This window comes from Serratia sp. AXJ-M (genome assembly GCF_046531865.1).
Taxonomy (GTDB): domain Bacteria; phylum Pseudomonadota; class Gammaproteobacteria; order Enterobacterales; family Enterobacteriaceae; genus Serratia; species Serratia liquefaciens.
In genome coordinates, this window is sequence record NZ_CP059394.1 from 401378 (window position 1) to 417620 (window position 16243).

The following is a 16243-nucleotide window of genomic DNA, read 5'->3' on the forward strand; positions in this document are numbered from 1 at the left end:
TCACAGTAAGAATTGACCTAAGACACGGCAGTTCGGTTGTATCTAACCGCAACTTTGCCCACAATAAGCTACATATTCAGATTATGAATCAGATTAACGCAGTATTTAGAGCGCCAAAAGCTAAGAATGCGCCAGTTTACTGCGGCAGTAAAATCGTAATATGTCGCGTCTGGAATAAGGCTGAAAGGGCTGCCGTCTTGATAGCGCGGAGTATGCCCTGGCACCAGAGTGCGTGTTATAACAGGAAAGTAAAATAAATTAAGGAGAACGCGTGCCACGATACCGTGCCCTGTGCTTTTTGTGTGCGCTGCTCGCGACGCCTGCGGCGTTTTCGGCGAATGTGCGGCTGCAGGTTGAAGGACTTAGCGGGGAACTGGAAAAAAACGTCCGGGTACGCCTGTCTTCCATCACTCCGGAAGAGGTCGGTACTGATGGCCGTTTCCGCGCACGCGTGGATGAAGCTGTTCGTCAGGGGCTGAGAGCGCTTGGCTATTATCAGCCTACCATCGAATTTACGTTGGACGATCGGCCAGGGCTGGCGCGGCCGGTGCTGCACGCCAAGGTCAATCCGGGTGAACCGGTGCGCATTGCCGGGGCCAATATCGTGTTGGAAGGCGGTGCGAAAACCGATGAAGACTATCTGTCGTTGGTCAAAAAAGGCAAACCGACGATAGGTGAGATCCTTAATCACGGTAAATACGACAGTTTTAAAGGTTCACTGACCGGCCTGGCGCTGCGCAAAGGCTATTTCGATGCCGATATGACCAAAAGCCAGCTCGGCGTGGCGGAGGATCTGCATAAGGCCTATTGGGACATCGACTTCGACAGCGGGCAGCGTTACCGCTTCGGCCAGGTGAAGTTTACCGGTTCGCAAATTCGTGAAGACTATCTGCAAAATCTGGTGCCCTTTCATCAGGGGGATTATTACACTTCGGAAGACCTGGCCGAACTGAACCGCCGTTTGTCCGCCACTAACTGGTTTAACTCGGTGGTGGTCTCCCCTGATTTCAAAGATGCCAAAGAGAACAAGATTTTGCCGCTAGATGCGTTGGTGTCACCACGCACTCGCAACACCATCGAAACCGGTGTCGGTTACTCCACCGACGTTGGTCCCCGCGTTAAAGGCACCTGGAAGAAGCCCTGGCTTAACGATCGCGGCCACAGTCTGGAAACCAGCGCCAGTATTTCGGCCCCCGAGCAGCAGCTCGATCTGACCTATAAGATCCCGTTGCTGAAGAATCCGCTGGAGCAGTATTACCTGCTGCAGGGCGGGCTCAAGAACGTCGATCTCAACGATACCAAGTCCGTAACCTCCAAAGTGGTGGCTTCGCGCAACTGGGATCTCTCCAGCGGCTGGCAGCGGGCTATTAACCTGACCTGGCGCTGGGATAACTTTACCCAGGGTAACGTCAGCAATACCACCATGCTGCTTTACCCTGGCGTCAGCCTCAACCGTACCCGCTCGCGCGGAGGTCTGATGCCGACCTGGGGCGATAGCCAACGCTACTCCATCGACGTTTCCGACACCACCTGGGGATCTGGCGTGGACTTCGCGCTGATGCAGGCGCAGAACGTCTGGATCCGCACCCTGGCCGATAAGCACCGGTTCGTGGCGCGCGGGCAGGTGGGGTGGATCGAAACCAACGACTTCGACAAAGTGCCGCCAGACCTGCGATTCTTTGCCGGTGGCGATCGCAGCATCCGTGGCTACAAGTACAAAGACATTTCCCCCCGCAACGATGACGGCAAGTTGACCGGTGCCTCCAAAATGCTGACTGGCTCGCTGGAATATCAATACAACGTGACCGGTAAATGGTGGGGGGCGATGTTCGTCGATTCCGGTGAAGCGGTGAACGATATCAAGCAGAGCAACTTCAAAACTGGCGCCGGTGTAGGCGTACGCTGGCAGTCGCCGGTAGGGCCAGTGAAGCTGGATATCGCCGCGCCCGTGGGGGACAAGGACACCCACGGGATGCAGTTCTACATCGGTTTGGGGCCTGAACTATGAGCCTGATAAAAAAGATTTGCTTTGGTTTCCTGATTGTCTTGCTGTTACTGGTCGGGGCGGTGGCGTACTTGCTCGGTACCACCAGTGGTTTGCATATGACCCTCAACGCTGCCGCTCGATGGGTGCCGGGGTTGGATATTGCCAGCGTGAGCGGTGGCTGGCGTGATCTGACGCTAAAAGGCGTGAAGTATCAGATGCCGGGCGTCACGGTGAATGCCGGACAATTCCATCTGTCACTCGATCTGGCCTGCTTTAAAAACAGTTCGCTGTGCGTCAATGCGCTGACCGCGCAGGACGTCGACGTGGTGGTGAAAACCAAAGAAATGACGCCGTCTGCGCCGGTGGAAGAGACCAGCGAGCCGACCACTAATCTGAGCACGCCGTACCCTATTACCTTGCGTATGCTGACGCTGAATAACGTTAAGGTAAGCGTAGACGACACGGCAATCTCTCTTGGTGAATTCCGTACCGGAGCGCAGTGGCAAGAGCGTGCGTTGACCTTGCTGCCCACCAAAATCAGCGGCCTGTTGATTGCACTGCCGAAAACCCCGCAGAACCCGTTGCCGGAGGCGATACAGCCGGCTGTCGAGGTCGCGAAAAAAGTGGGTGAACAGGTCGACAAGGCGGCGAAACCGGCACCGGTGCCGGAAGAGAAGCCGCTGGGCGAAACGTTGAAAGAGCTGTTCGCCAAGCCGCTGCTGCCGGATCTGCCGGAAATCCGCCTGCCGTTGGACATCACGGTTAAGGAGATCAGCGGGGAACAACTGCGCTTGACCGGTGATACCGAGGTGTTGATTACCAGCCTGTTGCTGCAGGCCAGTACCCAGGATCAGCATATCAAGCTGGACAATTTCGATGTGAAATCCCCGCAGGGCACGTTGTCTGCGCAGGGGCAGGCGACGCTGACCGGCAGTTGGCCGGTGGAAATGGTGGCTAACAGCACGCTGAATATCGAGCCGCTGAAAGGGGAAAAGGTCAAACTGAACGTCGGCGGTGGGCTGCGCGAAGAACTTAAAGTGGCGCTGAACCTCTCCGGACCGGTCGGTGCGCAGCTTGATGTACAGACCCAATTGGCCGAAGTGGGTTTACCGCTGGCACTGACGCTGCAAAGCAAACAGCTGAAATGGCCGCTGAACGGCGAAGCCCAGTATCAGGTCAACGATTTCCGCCTGCGTTTCAATGGCAAGGCGACTGATTATGCCTTGTCGACCCGGGCCAATATCAAGGGGCAGGATCTCCCGCCGGCGGTGCTGACGCTGGACGGTAAAGGTAACGTTGAACAGTTCAAACTCGATCGCCTGCGGTTGGCGGCCTTGCAGGGCAATACCGATCTGACGGCGCTGGTGGACTGGAGCAAGGCCATCAGTTGGAATTCACAGCTGACGCTGAGCGGCATCAATACCGCCAAGCAGTGGCCGGAATGGCCGGCGAAGTTGGACGGTAAAATCACTACGCGTGGCAGCCTGCACGGCGGCAGTTGGCAATTGCAGGTGCCGGTGCTGCAGCTCGATGGTAACGTGAAGCAAAACAAAGTCACTGCACGTGGCACGCTTAGCGGCAATGCTGCCGGTCAGTGGAAAATCCCGGGCATCGATCTGACGCTGGGACGCAACCAACTGAACGTTAAGGGCCAACTGGACGAGAAAAGCTGGAACCTGGATGCGAATATCGACGCGCCACGTCTGGACGGCGCTCTGCCAGGGCTGGGCGGTACGGCGAAAGGCTTGCTGAAGCTGCGGGGCAACCTGCAAGCGCCTCAGTTGCTGGCCGACCTGACCGCTTCCGGCCTGCAGTGGCAGGCGCTGCGCATCAACCGGGTGAAGATTGACGGCGACGTGCGTTCCAGCGATCAGATCCAGGGTCAGTTGGCGGTACGCGTTGAGCAACTTAAGCAGGATGCGCTGGATATCAGCCTGCTGACACTGGATGCCAAAGGCAGTGAGAAGCAGCATCAGCTGCAGTTGAAAATTGACGGCAAGCCGGTATCCGGTCAGTTGGCGCTGCAGGGCAGTTTCGATCGCCAACAGCAGCGCTGGCGCGGCAACCTGAACAATACCCGTTTCGATACCCCGGTGGGCGAATGGCGATTGACTCGCGCCATTGCGCTGGATTACCTGAATACCGCGCAGAAAATCAGCGTTGGGCCGCACTGTTGGCAGAACCCGAACGCCGAACTGTGCGTGCCGAAAACCATCGAAGCCGGCCCGAGTGGCCAGGCCAGCGTGGTGTTGAACCGCTTTGATCTGGCGATGATCAAACCTTTCCTCGGTCCGGAGACCGCTTTGAGCGGCGTGTTCACCGGGCGGGCGGACGTAAGCTGGAAACCGGGCGGTGCGCTGCCGGACGCGAAAGTTTCCCTGGTGGGTAACGGCGTGAAGGTGGTTCAGCAAGTGCAGGGCAACGCGTTGCCGATCGCCTTTGATCGGCTGAACCTTAATGCCGGCCTGTCCAACGGTCGTGCGCAGGCCGACTGGTTGATCAAGTTGACCAATAATGGCCAATTTGACGGTAACGTGCAGGTTGCCGATCCACAGGTACGACGCATTATCAGCGGCAACGTCAATATCACCAATATCTCGCTGGCGATGATCAATCCGGCGTTGATGAAGGGGGAGAAAGCCGCGGGCATGCTGAATGCCAATCTGCGCCTGGGTGGCAGTGCGCAGAAGCCTCTGGTTTATGGCCGGATGGCGTTGGATAAGGTTGATATAGATGGTCACTGGATGCCGTTTGATATGACGGACGGCCGCCTGGTGATGAACTTTGACGGCATGACCTCGACCATGGAAGGGCTGGTCAGTACCACGCGCGGACAGCTTAACCTGTCGGGCGATGCTGACTGGCGCGACATCAACGCCTGGCGCGCACGTATCGCCGCCAAGGGCGATAAGCTGCGGGTGACGGTGCCGCCGATGATCCGCATCGACGTTTCACCCGATCTGGTGTTTGAAGCCACGCCGCAGTTGTTCTCGCTCAATGGTTCGGTAGATATTCCGTGGGCGCGCATTACGGTGCAGGAGTTGCCGGAAAGTGCGGTGGGCGTCTCTTCCGACGAAGTGATGCTGGACGACCAACTGAAACCGATACAGCCGAAAACCGCAGGGATCCCGATCAACAGCAACCTGATGATCCACGTGGGTAACGATGTGCGGCTGGATGCCTTTGGCTTAAAAGCCCGCCTGAAGGGCGATCTGAAAGTAGTGCAGGACAAGAATGGCCTGGGCCTGAACGGCCAGATTGACATCCCTTCCGGTCGCTTCCATGCTTATGGTCAGGATTTGATCGTCCGCAAGGGCCAACTGATGTTCTCAGGGCCGCCGGATCAGCCGCTGCTTAATATTGAAGCCATCCGTAATCCTGAATCGACCGAAGACGACGTTACCGCTGGGGTACGCGTTACCGGGTTGGCGGATGCACCCAAGCTGGAAGTGTTCTCGGATCCGGCCAAATCTCAGCAGGAAGCGCTGTCTTATCTGCTGCGCGGGCAGGGATTGGGCAGTTCCGGCGCCGATGGTAACGCAATGACCTCAATGTTAATTGGGATGGGGGTTGCACAAAGTGGTCAACTTGTGGGTAAAATCGGCGAGGCGTTTGGCGTAAGCAATTTGGCCCTGGATACTCAGGGTGTCGGCGACAGTTCCCAGGTTGTCGTGAGCGGTTATGTTCTCCCAGGCTTACAAGTAAAATATGGGGTGGGTATTTTCGACTCGCTGGCTACGTTGACGTTGCGTTACCGCCTGATGCCTAAATTGTATCTGGAAGCGGTGTCTGGTCTCGACCAGGCATTAGATTTGCTCTATCAGTTTGAGTTTTAGCGATGCGAATAATTGTCTACGGCAGTTTACGACGCAAACAGGGAAACAGCCATTGGATGACCAACGCCCAATGGCTCGGCGAGCATGAGCTCGAAGGCTATCAGATTTATAATCTGGGCCATTACCCGGCGGCGATCCCTGGAGAGGGCACGGTACATTGCGAAGTGTACCGCATCAACTCATCGATTTTGGCTGAGCTGGACGAACTGAAAAGCAACACCAAGGACTATAAGCGCGAGCTGATTCAGACGCCTTATGGGAGTGCGTGGATCTACCTGTATAAACACAGTGTGGACGGTTACCCGCGAATTAACAGCGGCGACTGGCTGAAGCGTCTCGACGAAAAGTAAAAAAAAACACCGCTCACTGAGCGGTGTTTTTTTATCGGACGGCGGGCAAGAATTACTTCTTGGCGGCACGCTCGAAAGAAGCAACGATTTCAGCTTTGGCAGCGGCAGCATCTGCCCAGCCTTCCACTTTCACCCATTTGCCTTTTTCCAGATCTTTGTAGTGCTCGAAGAAGTGAGCGATCTGGGCGCGCAGCAGTTCCGGCAGGTCGTTCACGTCTTTGATGTGATCGTACTCTTTGGTCAGCTTGCTGTGCGGTACGGCAACCAGTTTCGCATCTTCGCCGGCTTCGTCGGACATCTTCAACACGCCAACCGGACGGCAGCGGATCACAGAACCAGGCTGCAGTGGGTATGGGGTTGGCACCAGCACGTCAACCGGGTCACCGTCCAGAGACAGGGTGTGGTTGATGTAACCGTAGTTGCACGGGTAGAACATCGCGGTGGACATGAAACGGTCAACGAACAGCGCACCGGTGTCCTTGTCGATTTCATATTTGATCGGATCGGCGTTTGCCGGGATTTCGATAACAACGTAGATGTCTTCCGGCAGGTCTTTGCCAGCAGGGACCAGGTTCAAGCTCATGTCGGTTTCCTTTAATCAAACCAGAAATGGAGTGGCGGCTATTATAGCGGACTCTTTTGCGATTTCCTGCCCTTTTCATCATCCCCGCCCCGGCGCAGAGCCATCCATCGAATTTCCAGATAAATCCTCCCACGGCGTTAAGTTTTCTCGAGGGTTGCCGATAACTTCATCAAATAATAATGAGTCGGCGAAGTCTGGCTCCGCGTTTTACCTCCTCTACGTAAGATCTCACTATTTCTGAAGCCGGGAAGAACTCATGCTAAAAAAGATTACGGTCAAGGCCGGGCTGATTGCCCTGTTGAGCCTGATGACGCTGCTGTTGATTATGGTCAGCACGATTGGCGTCAACGCGATTAACGAAGGATCGCGCTCGTTACACACCCTGAATCAAATCCTGGGGGAAGAGTTGGGGTCGCTGGCCAGCAGTTCCAACCTGACGCTGCGCGCCAGAACCGCTGCCTCACTGGCGGTACGCCAACGGGAAATCGGCCAGATTGAGGTTTCAGATGCTACGGTGGGCCGTATCTATGACTATCTTGCGCAATCGAAGCAGGAAATGGCGCGTTTTGTCAGCGTCGGCACTGTTACCGAACGTGGACGCGAGCTGTCCGGTCGTTTGCAAAATAGCTACCGCGCCTATCTGGAACAGGGCGTTGGGCCGATGGCCGATGCCATCAAGGCCGGCAAAGTTGATGATTACTACGACATTCAGGAAACAAAAATTTCCGCGTTGAGCATCGCTTTTGAAAAGGACCTCAGCGACTTCCGCAGCTTCGCCATGAAGATTGGCCAGCAGCGGGTGAATGAAGCGGAAAGCAATGCCAGCACCAAAATTACGCTGATCGTGATTGCCGGCCTGCTCAGCATTTTGCTGGCGCTACTGGCCTGGTTTGCGCTGCGGGTGATTATCCTGCGTCCGCTCGATGAGTCAATCGCCCAGCTGGAACATATCGCCAGCGGCGACCTGACGCACCGTATCACTGGCGAAGGCGAGACCGAAATGGGCCGTCTGGTGCGTGCGATGCAGCGGATGCAGCAGGCCTTGGTCAGTTCGGTCAGCAAGGTGCGCGATGCCAGCAGCCAAATCGATACCGGTTCACGCGAACTGGCTGCCGGCAACCTGCACCTGGCGCAGCGTACCGAAGAATCAGCTGCTTCTCTGGAAGAAACCGCCGCCAGCATGGAACAGCTGACCTCGACGGTGAAGATGAACGCCGAGAACTGCGAACAGGCGAATCAACTGGCGCTGAGCGTATCCGATATTGCCAACCAAGGCAGTGAAGTGGTCAGTCAGGTCATGGACAAGATGCAGGCGATCACCGACAGCTCACGCCGTATTGCCGATATCATCAGCGTGATGGACGGCATTGCCTTCCAGACCAACATTCTGGCGTTGAATGCGGCGGTGGAAGCGGCACGTGCCGGTGAACAAGGGCGTGGTTTTGCCGTGGTGGCCGGTGAGGTTCGCAGCCTGGCTCAGCGCAGCGCACAGTCGGCGAAAGAGATCAAAGGGTTGATTGAAGCGTCGCAGAATCGGGTGCAGGAAGGCGAACAAATGGCCGGTTCGGCGGCGAAAACCATGAACGGCATTACCGGTGAAGTGGGCCGGGTGACGGCGCTGATGCGGGAAATCTCTGCGGCTACGCGTGAGCAAAGCAGCGGTATTGAGCAGGTAAACCTGGCGGTGGCGCAGATGGATCAGGTGGCGCAACAGAATGCGGCCTTGGTCGAAGAGTCGGCGGCGGCGACGCGCTCGCTGGAGGATCAGGCGCAGTTGCTGGCGCAGAGCATGGCGGCGTTCAAATTATAATGCCGGGGACGGCAAGCCGTCCCCCACATTGAACTCGTTATTCGTCCGGGTTCTCAGCGATAAAGCGCTCTGCGTCTTCCACCATGGATTTGGTGCCGACGAAGAACGGTGCGCGCTGGTGCAGTTTCACCGGGGTGATGTCCAGAATACGGTTTTTACCGTCGCTGGCTTTACCGCCGGCCTGTTCCGCCAGGAACGCCATCGGGTTGCATTCATACAGCAGGCGCAGCTTGCCTTGCGGGTGGCTGGCGGTGCTTGGATAAATGTAGATGCCGCCTTTCAGCAGGTTGCGGTGGAAGTCGGCAACCAGTGAACCGATGTAGCGTGAGGTATAAGGGCGTTGTGTAGCTTCGTCCTGTTCCTGACAATATTTGATGTATTTCTTCACGCCGCGCGGGAACTTGATGTAGTTACCTTCGTTGATGGAATACATATTGCCGCTGGCCGGGAAGCGGACTTTCTCGTGGGAGAGGCAGAACACGCCCAGAGAAGGATCGTAGGTAAAGGCATGCACGCCATAACCGGTGGTGTACACCAGCATGGTGGATGAACCGTAAACCACGTAGCCTGCGGCGACCTGTGCGCTGCCTGGCTGCAGGAAGTCTTCTTCGGTCACTGGCGTACCGACCGGGGTAATGCGACGATAGATAGAGAAAATCGTACCGACCGAGACGTTGACATCGATGTTGGACGAACCGTCCAACGGATCCATCAGCACCACATACTTGGCATTTTCAGCCCGCTCGCCGTCGAATATCACGATTTCATCTTCTTCTTCAGAAGCGATACCCGCAACTTCACCGCGCGCTTTCAATGCTGCTTTCAGCTTTTCATTCGCGTACAGGTCCAGTTTCATCTGAACTTCGCCCTGTACATTGGAAACGCCGCTGGTGCCCAGAATATCAACCAGACCCGCTTTGTTGATATCGCGGTGGATGATTTTGGCGCCCAGTTTAATTGCAGAAAGTAGCGCAGTCAGCTCGCCGGTGGCGTGTGAGAAGTCGTGCTGTTTCTCGACGATAAATTCGCCTAACGTTTTCATGACACAATCCCTGAATCTACGGATGGGTAGCGGTTTGTTAACAAACCGCCAACGTATTCGCGAGCAGTGTAGCCCAAAGATGAACGCTATTCATAGGCAAATCCATTTCTTCTGGACGATTCTGAGCGTTAGAATGAGCCAACATTCGACGTACTCTATGAGAAAACTATGCGCATTCACATTCTTGGGATCTGTGGCACCTTTATGGGCGGGCTGGCGGTGCTGGCTCGTTCGCTTGGGCATGAGGTGACCGGCTCTGACGCTAATGTCTATCCGCCGATGAGCACGCTGCTGGAGAAGGAAGGGATCGACCTGATCCAGGGCTACGATCCTGCTCAATTGGATCCGGCGCCGGATCTGGTGATCATCGGTAACGCCATGACGCGGGGTAATCCTTGCGTTGAAGCGGTACTGGAACAGGGGATCCCTTACGTTTCCGGCCCGCAGTGGCTGCACGACTATGTGCTGCGCGATCGCTGGGTGCTGGCCGTGGCCGGCACGCATGGCAAGACCACTACCGCCGGTATGGCCACCTGGATCCTGGAAGCCTGCGGCTATCAACCGGGCTTTGTTATCGGTGGCGTTCCGGGCAACTTTGACGTTTCCGCGCGTCTGGGCGGTAGCCCGTTCTTTGTGATCGAAGCCGATGAGTATGACTGCGCCTTCTTCGACAAGCGTTCCAAGTTTGTGCATTACAGCCCGCGTACGCTGATCATGAATAACCTGGAGTTCGATCACGCTGATATCTTCGACGATCTGAAAGCGATCCAGAAACAGTTCCACCATCTGGTGCGTCTGGTGCCGGGCAAGGGCAAGATCATTTTGCCTGATAACGACAACCACCTGAAACAGGTGATGGCGATGGGCTGTTGGAGTGAGCAAGAGCTGGTCGGGGAAGAGGGCGCATGGCGCGCTCAAAAATTAACGCCGGACGCCAGCCATTATGCGGTGTTCCTCGACGGCGAACAGGTGGGCGAAGTGAAGTGGTCGCTGGTGGGTGAACACAACATGCACAACGGTTTGATGGCCATTGCCGCCACGCGCCACGTTGGTGTGCTGCCAGCCGATGCCTGTCGCGCGCTCGGTGAGTTCATCAATGCTCGCCGCCGTCTGGAACTGCGCGGTGAAGCTCATGGCGTTACGGTGTATGACGATTTTGCCCATCACCCAACGGCGATCCTGGCGACCTTGGCCGCATTGCGCGGCAAGGTTGGCGGTACCGCGCGCATTTTGGCTGTGCTCGAGCCGCGCTCCAATACCATGAAAATGGGGATCAGCAAGAATGATTTGGCACCGTCTCTGGGCCGTGCCGATGAGGTCTTCCTGTTCCAACCGCACCATATCCCCTGGCAGGTGGCGGAAGTCGCGGAAGCCTGTGTACAGCCGGCCCACTGGAGCGCCGATCTCGACACGCTGGTGGACATGATCGTGAAAACGGCCCAGCCTGGCGACCACATTTTGGTGATGAGTAACGGCGGCTTCGGTGGGATCCATGACCGTCTGCTGGAAGCATTGGCCCACAAGTCAGAACCTAAAGTGACTTATTGATCGTCGATTCAGTGTGACTGAAGCAAAACTAAAAGGCCGCTTACGGCCTTTTCTTTTGCCCATAAAAAAGCCCTCGCGAGCGAGGGCAACGGGGTTCGTCGGATAGGACGACGAAGTTTCTTCAAGGAATCAGTGCTTACGATAGAACTCGGCAGTGGCAGTGACGAGGGTAATCAGTTCGGTAAGCAGGATTCCCTGAATTGTTATTTGTAGATTTCGGCTGTCGCGTGCCAATTGCCGTTTTCGTAGGCTTCGATCACGCGGTAGGCTTTAGCGCCTTGTTTATCGGCTTTGTCAGACAGCGCCTGGCGAATATCGGAAGGCGCGCCGGTGACGCCGCTGACGGTGATGGTACCGGCAGACTGGAGCGTATTGGCCTGGTCGTTAGTGATTAACGTCGCGGCGGAAGCGCCGAACGAAACGACAGACAGCAGGCTAAGTGCAGCGAGAGTGGTTTTCATGTTCATGATAGTGCGTCCTGTTGTGATAACCGCCTGGAAGGGCTTTTGCAGCGTTTTTGTACTTGAAGGCTGTTATCAGTGGTGCTCGGTACCAGAGTTATATTGCCCGTTGCCGGGTAACGCCTTGTACTTATTTGTAAATTTCTGCGGTCGCGTGGAAGTTACCTTCGTTGCGTGCTTCGATTACACGGTAAGCGGTCGCCCCTTTGGCATCGGCTTTTTCAGACAGTGCCTGACGGATATCTGAAGGTGCACCGGCAACGCCGCTGACGGTAATGGTGCCTGCAGATTGCATTTTTGCGGCCTGGTTTGCATCAACAGATTGTGCTGCAAATGCTCCGAAAGAAAGCATGGAGAGAACGCTCATGGTTGCAATGGTAGATTTAATTTTCATGATTTGACCTTTTCGTATTCTTTTATCAGTTCCAGTGAACTGTGATTTACGTCACGGAAATGAGTATACATCTAGTAACGCCAAAAATTAATAGTTCGCTAACAGTTTCTAGTGAAACTTTATTATGACGATCCTTATCTTTTATAACCAGATGGAATAAAAAGCGGTTATAAAACGATCTTTTGATGTTAAATTTATGTAATTTCAATAAGGTAAGTGCTTTTGACCAAAAGTGCGGAAGATCACAGTAGCTATCACTAGCTAAGCGGAAATGTCATTGAAATGTGTTGCGAAGAGAAAGAAACCTGGCGTTAAAAGTGGTAGGGGGAGGGGGAAAAGTAAGGATGGGGTTAAAGAAACGCTAACAAAACGCGACGGCTCGCCGCATTTTGTTAGCGTGATGCATCACAGCTCCTGTTCGAACAGGGTCAGGATGGCTTCGTACAGCTGGCGCGCGGTAAAGCTGCTGGCTGGGGTAACGAAAATGGTGTCGTCACCGGCGATGGTGCCGAGAATACCTTCGGATTTGCCCAGAGAATCCAGCAGGCGAGCAATGAGCTGCGCGGCGCCGGGGCTGGTGTGGATAACGACAACTGCATCGTTATGATCGACATCCAGCACCAGATTCTTCAGCGGGCTGGTAGTGGTCGGCACGCCGAGTTCAGCGGGAAGGCAATACACCATTTCCATTTTGGCATTGCGCGTACGCACCGCGCCGAACTTGGTCAGCATGCGCGATACTTTGGATTGATTGATGTTTTCGAAGCCTTCTTCTTGCAGCGCCAAAACAATCTCGCCTTGAGAACTGAATTTTTCTTCTTTCAATAACGCTTTAAACGCCTTGATCAGATCTTCCTGCTTTGCGGGATTACGCATTTTGCACCGTGGAATGTTGACAATAGAAGTGATGATTATGCATATAAATGAATTTTTATGCAATCAAAGGACGCCCGGAAAAAATAACAATGCCCGGACAACGAGGAAAGGGCAGCATTTTAACAAAATCCGTACCCCATGAATATGCCCTTTCGGTGACCGAAAATGCCGCCCTCGGTGGTAAAGAAAATGTTATTAAAATGATGTTGTTCTGATGTTGTGTAAGGGTGTAATGTAACCGCCGGTTAACTTGCTCGTGAATAACCTCGCAGTATTTTTGATTAGTGTGCGCTATGCCCTTAATGCGTAAGCTATTTAATCTAAAATGAGCGCGACATCGGCTGTTTTATTGCGCCAGTTCTCAAACAGACTGTTAAGAGATTGTTTTTAAAGGTGTAATAATTTAAGGTCCGTAACCAACATATTCACGGCGCTTTATATATTTAAGATAATAAAGGAGTATAGGATGAAAGTTGCAGTTCTCGGTGCTGCTGGCGGTATCGGCCAGGCCCTCGCCCTTCTACTCAAAACCCAGCTTCCTTCAGGTTCTGAACTCTCTCTCTACGACATTGCCCCCGTTACCCCAGGCGTTGCCGTCGATTTAAGCCACATCCCAACCGCAGTGAAAATCAAAGGCTTCAGTGGCGAAGACGCTACTCCAGCTCTGCACGGTGCAGACGTGGTGCTGATTTCTGCAGGCGTTGCGCGTAAACCAGGTATGGATCGTTCAGATCTGTTCAACGTGAACGCAGGTATCGTGCGTAATCTGATCCAGCAAGTGGCAACCACCTGCCCGAAAGCCTGCATCGGCATTATCACCAACCCGGTCAACACCACCGTGGCTATCGCGGCAGAAGTGCTGAAGAAAGCCGGTGTTTATGACAAGAACAAACTGTTCGGCGTGACCTCGCTGGATATCATCCGTTCCAACACCTTCGTGGCTGAGCTGAAAGGCAAAAAACCTGAAGAGCTGAACGTACCGGTTATCGGCGGACACTCTGGCGTGACCATTTTGCCGCTGCTGTCGCAGATCCCTGGCGTGAGCTTTACCGATCAGGAAGTGGCCGATCTGACCAAGCGTATCCAAAATGCGGGTACTGAAGTGGTTGAAGCCAAAGCCGGCGGCGGGTCTGCAACCCTGTCTATGGGCCAGGCGGCGGCGCGTTTCGGCCTGTCTCTGGTTCGTGCGCTGCAAGGCGAAAAAGGCGTGGTGGAATGTGCTTATGTGGAAGGCGATGGGAAATACGCTCGCTTCTTCGCGCAACCGCTGGTGCTGGGTAAGAATGGCGTTGAAGAACGCAAAGACATCGGCACTCTGAGCGCGTTCGAACAGAAAGCGTTGGAAGACATGCTGGATGTTCTGCACAAAGATATCGAACTGGGCGAAAAGTTTATCAATAACTGATCATCCAGCAGTGCATGAGTATGCATAGGCCGCCGGACAACGTACCGGCGGTTTTTTTATGCCCGCAGCTAGGACCGAATACGGGCTTTTCGATCCAGTAAGTTATTGGTATGGGGATCGAAATAGCGGCTCGGCCAGATTTCCGCAGGGTGTATATCGAGCGTTTCGGCAATCAGCCATTCTCCTTTTGGCCAGGGACGCGACAGTGCGTTTGCCAGCGTTGATGAGCTAAGTCCTGCCTTGCGCGACACCGCCGCCAGTGTCGTTCCCTTCTTACGTAAAGCCGCAATGATATCCGCCGGATGCCAATCCTTATTCCTTGAGTTCATGTTTGCATTCCTTTTTTGATTAGCGAAAGTTCTGTTAGTGGTATAACTAACAGGTCAAGATTAATCGTTTGAACAACATGAAACGCTTATACGGAAACTAGGATACCACTAAATTTCTTAAAAAATATCCAATAAATTTCCTAAAAAAGATCTTCGCCTACTTTTGTCCAGAGAACATGGCCATGAAAAAAGAGTGGTTTGCCGCCAAGGAATTGACCGGCGTGGCAGGGTTACCTTCCTCACCACAGGGAATAAACTTGATGGCGCGTCGTGAAGGCTGGATCAGCCGCCGGCGCAAAGGCGTACAGGGAAAGGCGCTGGAGTATCACATTGACAGTTTGCCGACCGGTACGCGCAATTTACTGATCTTGAAAGAGGACCCGGCGCTGTATGAAGTTGAGCGCAAGGATCCGCTGACGGTGTGGATTGAGTATTATTACCACCTGACGGAGAGCGAACGCGAAAAGATGTTGGCTTTCCTGATGCGGGAAGGGATTGGCGGCCTACTGGCGCGTGTCTTTCCGGGGAAATGAACAGACCCGCATCGCGGGTCTGTGGAAACTGCAGGGCGTTTATTATTTCTTAAAAATCGCGTTGAACTGCAAGATGGGCTAATCCTTCCAGCGCGGCACGGTGGGCAGACTCCGGCAGCACCTGCAGTGCGGCAATCGCCTTGTCGGCCTCTTCCTCAGCGCGTTGGCGGGTATATTCCAGCGAGCCGCATTGCTCCATGGCCTGTAAAACCGGCTCCAGCAAATGACGACCGTTGCCCTGTTCAATCGCGCCGCGGATCATGGCTTTCTGCTCGCCTTCACTATTATGCATGGCATGCAGCAAGGGCAGCGTCGGTTTGCCCTCGTTAAGATCGTCACCGGTATTTTTACCCAGGGTGCTGCCGTCGGCGCTGTAATCGAGCAGGTCGTCGATCAGCTGGAAGGCGGTGCCAAGATAGCGGCCGTAATCCTGCAGCGCTTTTTCTTCTGCCTCGCTGGCGCCCGAAAGGATCGCCGAAGATTGTGCCGCCGCTTCGAACAGGCGTGCGGTTTTGCTGTAGATCACCCGCATGTAGCTTTCTTCGGTAATGTTCGGATCGTTCACGTTCATTAACTGCAGCACTTCACCTTCGGCAATCACATTGACCGCCTCGGACATCAGCGCCAATACACGGAGCGATTCCAGGCTGGTCATCATCTGGAAAGCACGCGTATAGATGAAGTCGCCAACCAATACGCTGGCGGCATTGCCGAAGGCGGCATTGGCAGTGGCCTTGCCGCGACGCATATCGGATTCATCCACCACATCATCATGCAGCAGGGTTGCGGTATGAATGAATTCGATCAGCGCAGCGACGGTAATGTGTTTATCACCCTGATAATGCAATGCCCGCGCCGCCAGAACGGCGATCATCGGGCGGATGCGTTTACCGCCACCACTGATAATGTAATAGCCAAGCTGATTGATGAGCGTGACATCGGAATTCAGCTGTTCGAGAATTGTTGCGTTCACGGCCGCCATATCTTGCGCGGTTAACTCGGTAATTTGCTCTAGGTTCATTGTATTTTTTTCAGCTGTGTTTCTCTTCACCGCGTTGAGATCGCTGCTCACATCGGTACATGGCGGTA

The 16243-nt window shown here is 54.5% G+C and carries 15 protein-coding genes; 8 read left to right on the forward strand and 7 right to left on the reverse strand.

Annotated features, from left to right (window positions below; genetic code table 11):
- Positions 1-271: 271 nt before the first annotated feature.
- From H0S68_RS01875 to H0S68_RS01885, 3 genes are read left to right on the forward strand one after another with little or no spacing between them, the layout of a single operon-like run.
- A complete protein-coding gene (locus H0S68_RS01875) occupies positions 272-2008 on the forward strand; it encodes an autotransporter assembly complex protein TamA (RefSeq protein ID WP_020824929.1) in 1737 nt (578 codons plus the stop codon).
- On the forward strand, positions 2005-5823 hold the full coding sequence (locus tag H0S68_RS01880) for a translocation/assembly module TamB domain-containing protein (RefSeq protein WP_217331476.1): 3819 nt from the start codon (positions 2005-2007) through the stop codon (positions 5821-5823). Before H0S68_RS01875 ends, H0S68_RS01880 begins: the two co-directional genes overlap by 4 nt.
- Before the next feature lie 2 nt (positions 5824-5825).
- Complete coding sequence (locus H0S68_RS01885; protein ID WP_006317485.1) at positions 5826-6173, forward strand: gamma-glutamylcyclotransferase; 348 nt, start codon at positions 5826-5828, stop codon at positions 6171-6173.
- A gap of 52 nt (positions 6174-6225) precedes the next feature.
- On the opposite strand, the gene ppa is transcribed toward H0S68_RS01885, so the two are convergent.
- Positions 6226-6756 (reverse strand): inorganic diphosphatase, encoded by a 531-nt coding sequence (ppa, locus tag H0S68_RS01890; protein ID WP_004952787.1) that lies wholly within the window; start codon positions 6754-6756, stop codon positions 6226-6228.
- Positions 6757-7012: 256 nt separating this feature from the next.
- On the opposite strand from ppa, the gene H0S68_RS01895 reads away from it, so the two are divergent.
- A complete protein-coding gene (locus H0S68_RS01895; protein WP_020824932.1) occupies positions 7013-8566 on the forward strand; it encodes a methyl-accepting chemotaxis protein in 1554 nt (517 codons plus the stop codon).
- 37 nt (positions 8567-8603) lie between these two features.
- Here the strand turns inward: H0S68_RS01895 and fbp are convergent, their stop codons facing one another.
- Positions 8604-9608 (reverse strand): class 1 fructose-bisphosphatase, encoded by a 1005-nt coding sequence (fbp, locus tag H0S68_RS01900; RefSeq protein WP_020824933.1) that lies wholly within the window; start codon positions 9606-9608, stop codon positions 8604-8606.
- Between the two features lie 168 nt (positions 9609-9776).
- Between fbp and mpl the strand changes: the two genes are divergently transcribed.
- Complete coding sequence (gene mpl / locus H0S68_RS01905) at positions 9777-11156, forward strand: UDP-N-acetylmuramate:L-alanyl-gamma-D-glutamyl-meso-diaminopimelate ligase (protein ID WP_020824934.1); 1380 nt, start codon at positions 9777-9779, stop codon at positions 11154-11156.
- Positions 11157-11359: 203 nt separating this feature from the next.
- Here the strand turns inward: mpl and yhcN (H0S68_RS01910) are convergent, their stop codons facing one another.
- The 3 genes from yhcN (H0S68_RS01910) to argR form a co-directional block, all read right to left on the reverse strand.
- Positions 11360-11623 carry a peroxide/acid stress response protein YhcN gene (gene yhcN / locus H0S68_RS01910; RefSeq protein ID WP_020824935.1) on the reverse strand — a complete coding sequence of 88 codons (264 nt, stop codon included), beginning with the start codon at positions 11621-11623 and terminating at the stop codon, positions 11360-11362.
- A 124-nt stretch (positions 11624-11747) separates the two neighbouring features.
- Positions 11748-12011, reverse strand: a complete 264-nt coding sequence (yhcN, locus tag H0S68_RS01915) for a peroxide/acid stress response protein YhcN (protein WP_048762811.1) — start codon at positions 12009-12011, stop codon at positions 11748-11750.
- A gap of 405 nt (positions 12012-12416) precedes the next feature.
- Positions 12417-12887: a transcriptional regulator ArgR gene (argR, locus tag H0S68_RS01920; protein ID WP_020824937.1), complete on the reverse strand. Its 471-nt coding sequence runs from the start codon at positions 12885-12887 to the stop codon at positions 12417-12419.
- Between the two features lie 47 nt (positions 12888-12934).
- Here argR and H0S68_RS01925 point away from each other — a divergent pair, with 47 nt between their 5' ends.
- Positions 12935-13102 carry a hypothetical protein gene (locus tag H0S68_RS01925; protein WP_153263177.1) on the forward strand — a complete coding sequence of 56 codons (168 nt, stop codon included), beginning with the start codon at positions 12935-12937 and terminating at the stop codon, positions 13100-13102.
- A 251-nt stretch (positions 13103-13353) separates the two neighbouring features.
- Positions 13354-14292 (forward strand): malate dehydrogenase, encoded by a 939-nt coding sequence (mdh, locus tag H0S68_RS01930; RefSeq protein WP_020824938.1) that lies wholly within the window; start codon positions 13354-13356, stop codon positions 14290-14292.
- 68 nt (positions 14293-14360) lie between these two features.
- Here mdh and H0S68_RS01935 read toward each other — a convergent pair whose 3' ends face one another.
- On the reverse strand, positions 14361-14621 hold the full coding sequence (locus H0S68_RS01935; protein WP_020824939.1) for a helix-turn-helix domain-containing protein: 261 nt from the start codon (positions 14619-14621) through the stop codon (positions 14361-14363).
- A gap of 182 nt (positions 14622-14803) precedes the next feature.
- On the opposite strand from H0S68_RS01935, the gene H0S68_RS01940 reads away from it, so the two are divergent.
- Complete coding sequence (locus tag H0S68_RS01940) at positions 14804-15154, forward strand: DNA-binding protein (RefSeq protein WP_020824940.1); 351 nt, start codon at positions 14804-14806, stop codon at positions 15152-15154.
- A gap of 49 nt (positions 15155-15203) precedes the next feature.
- On the opposite strand, the gene ispB is transcribed toward H0S68_RS01940, so the two are convergent.
- A complete protein-coding gene (ispB, locus tag H0S68_RS01945) occupies positions 15204-16175 on the reverse strand; it encodes an octaprenyl diphosphate synthase (protein ID WP_020824941.1) in 972 nt (323 codons plus the stop codon).
- Between the last annotated feature and the right edge of the window lie 68 nt (positions 16176-16243).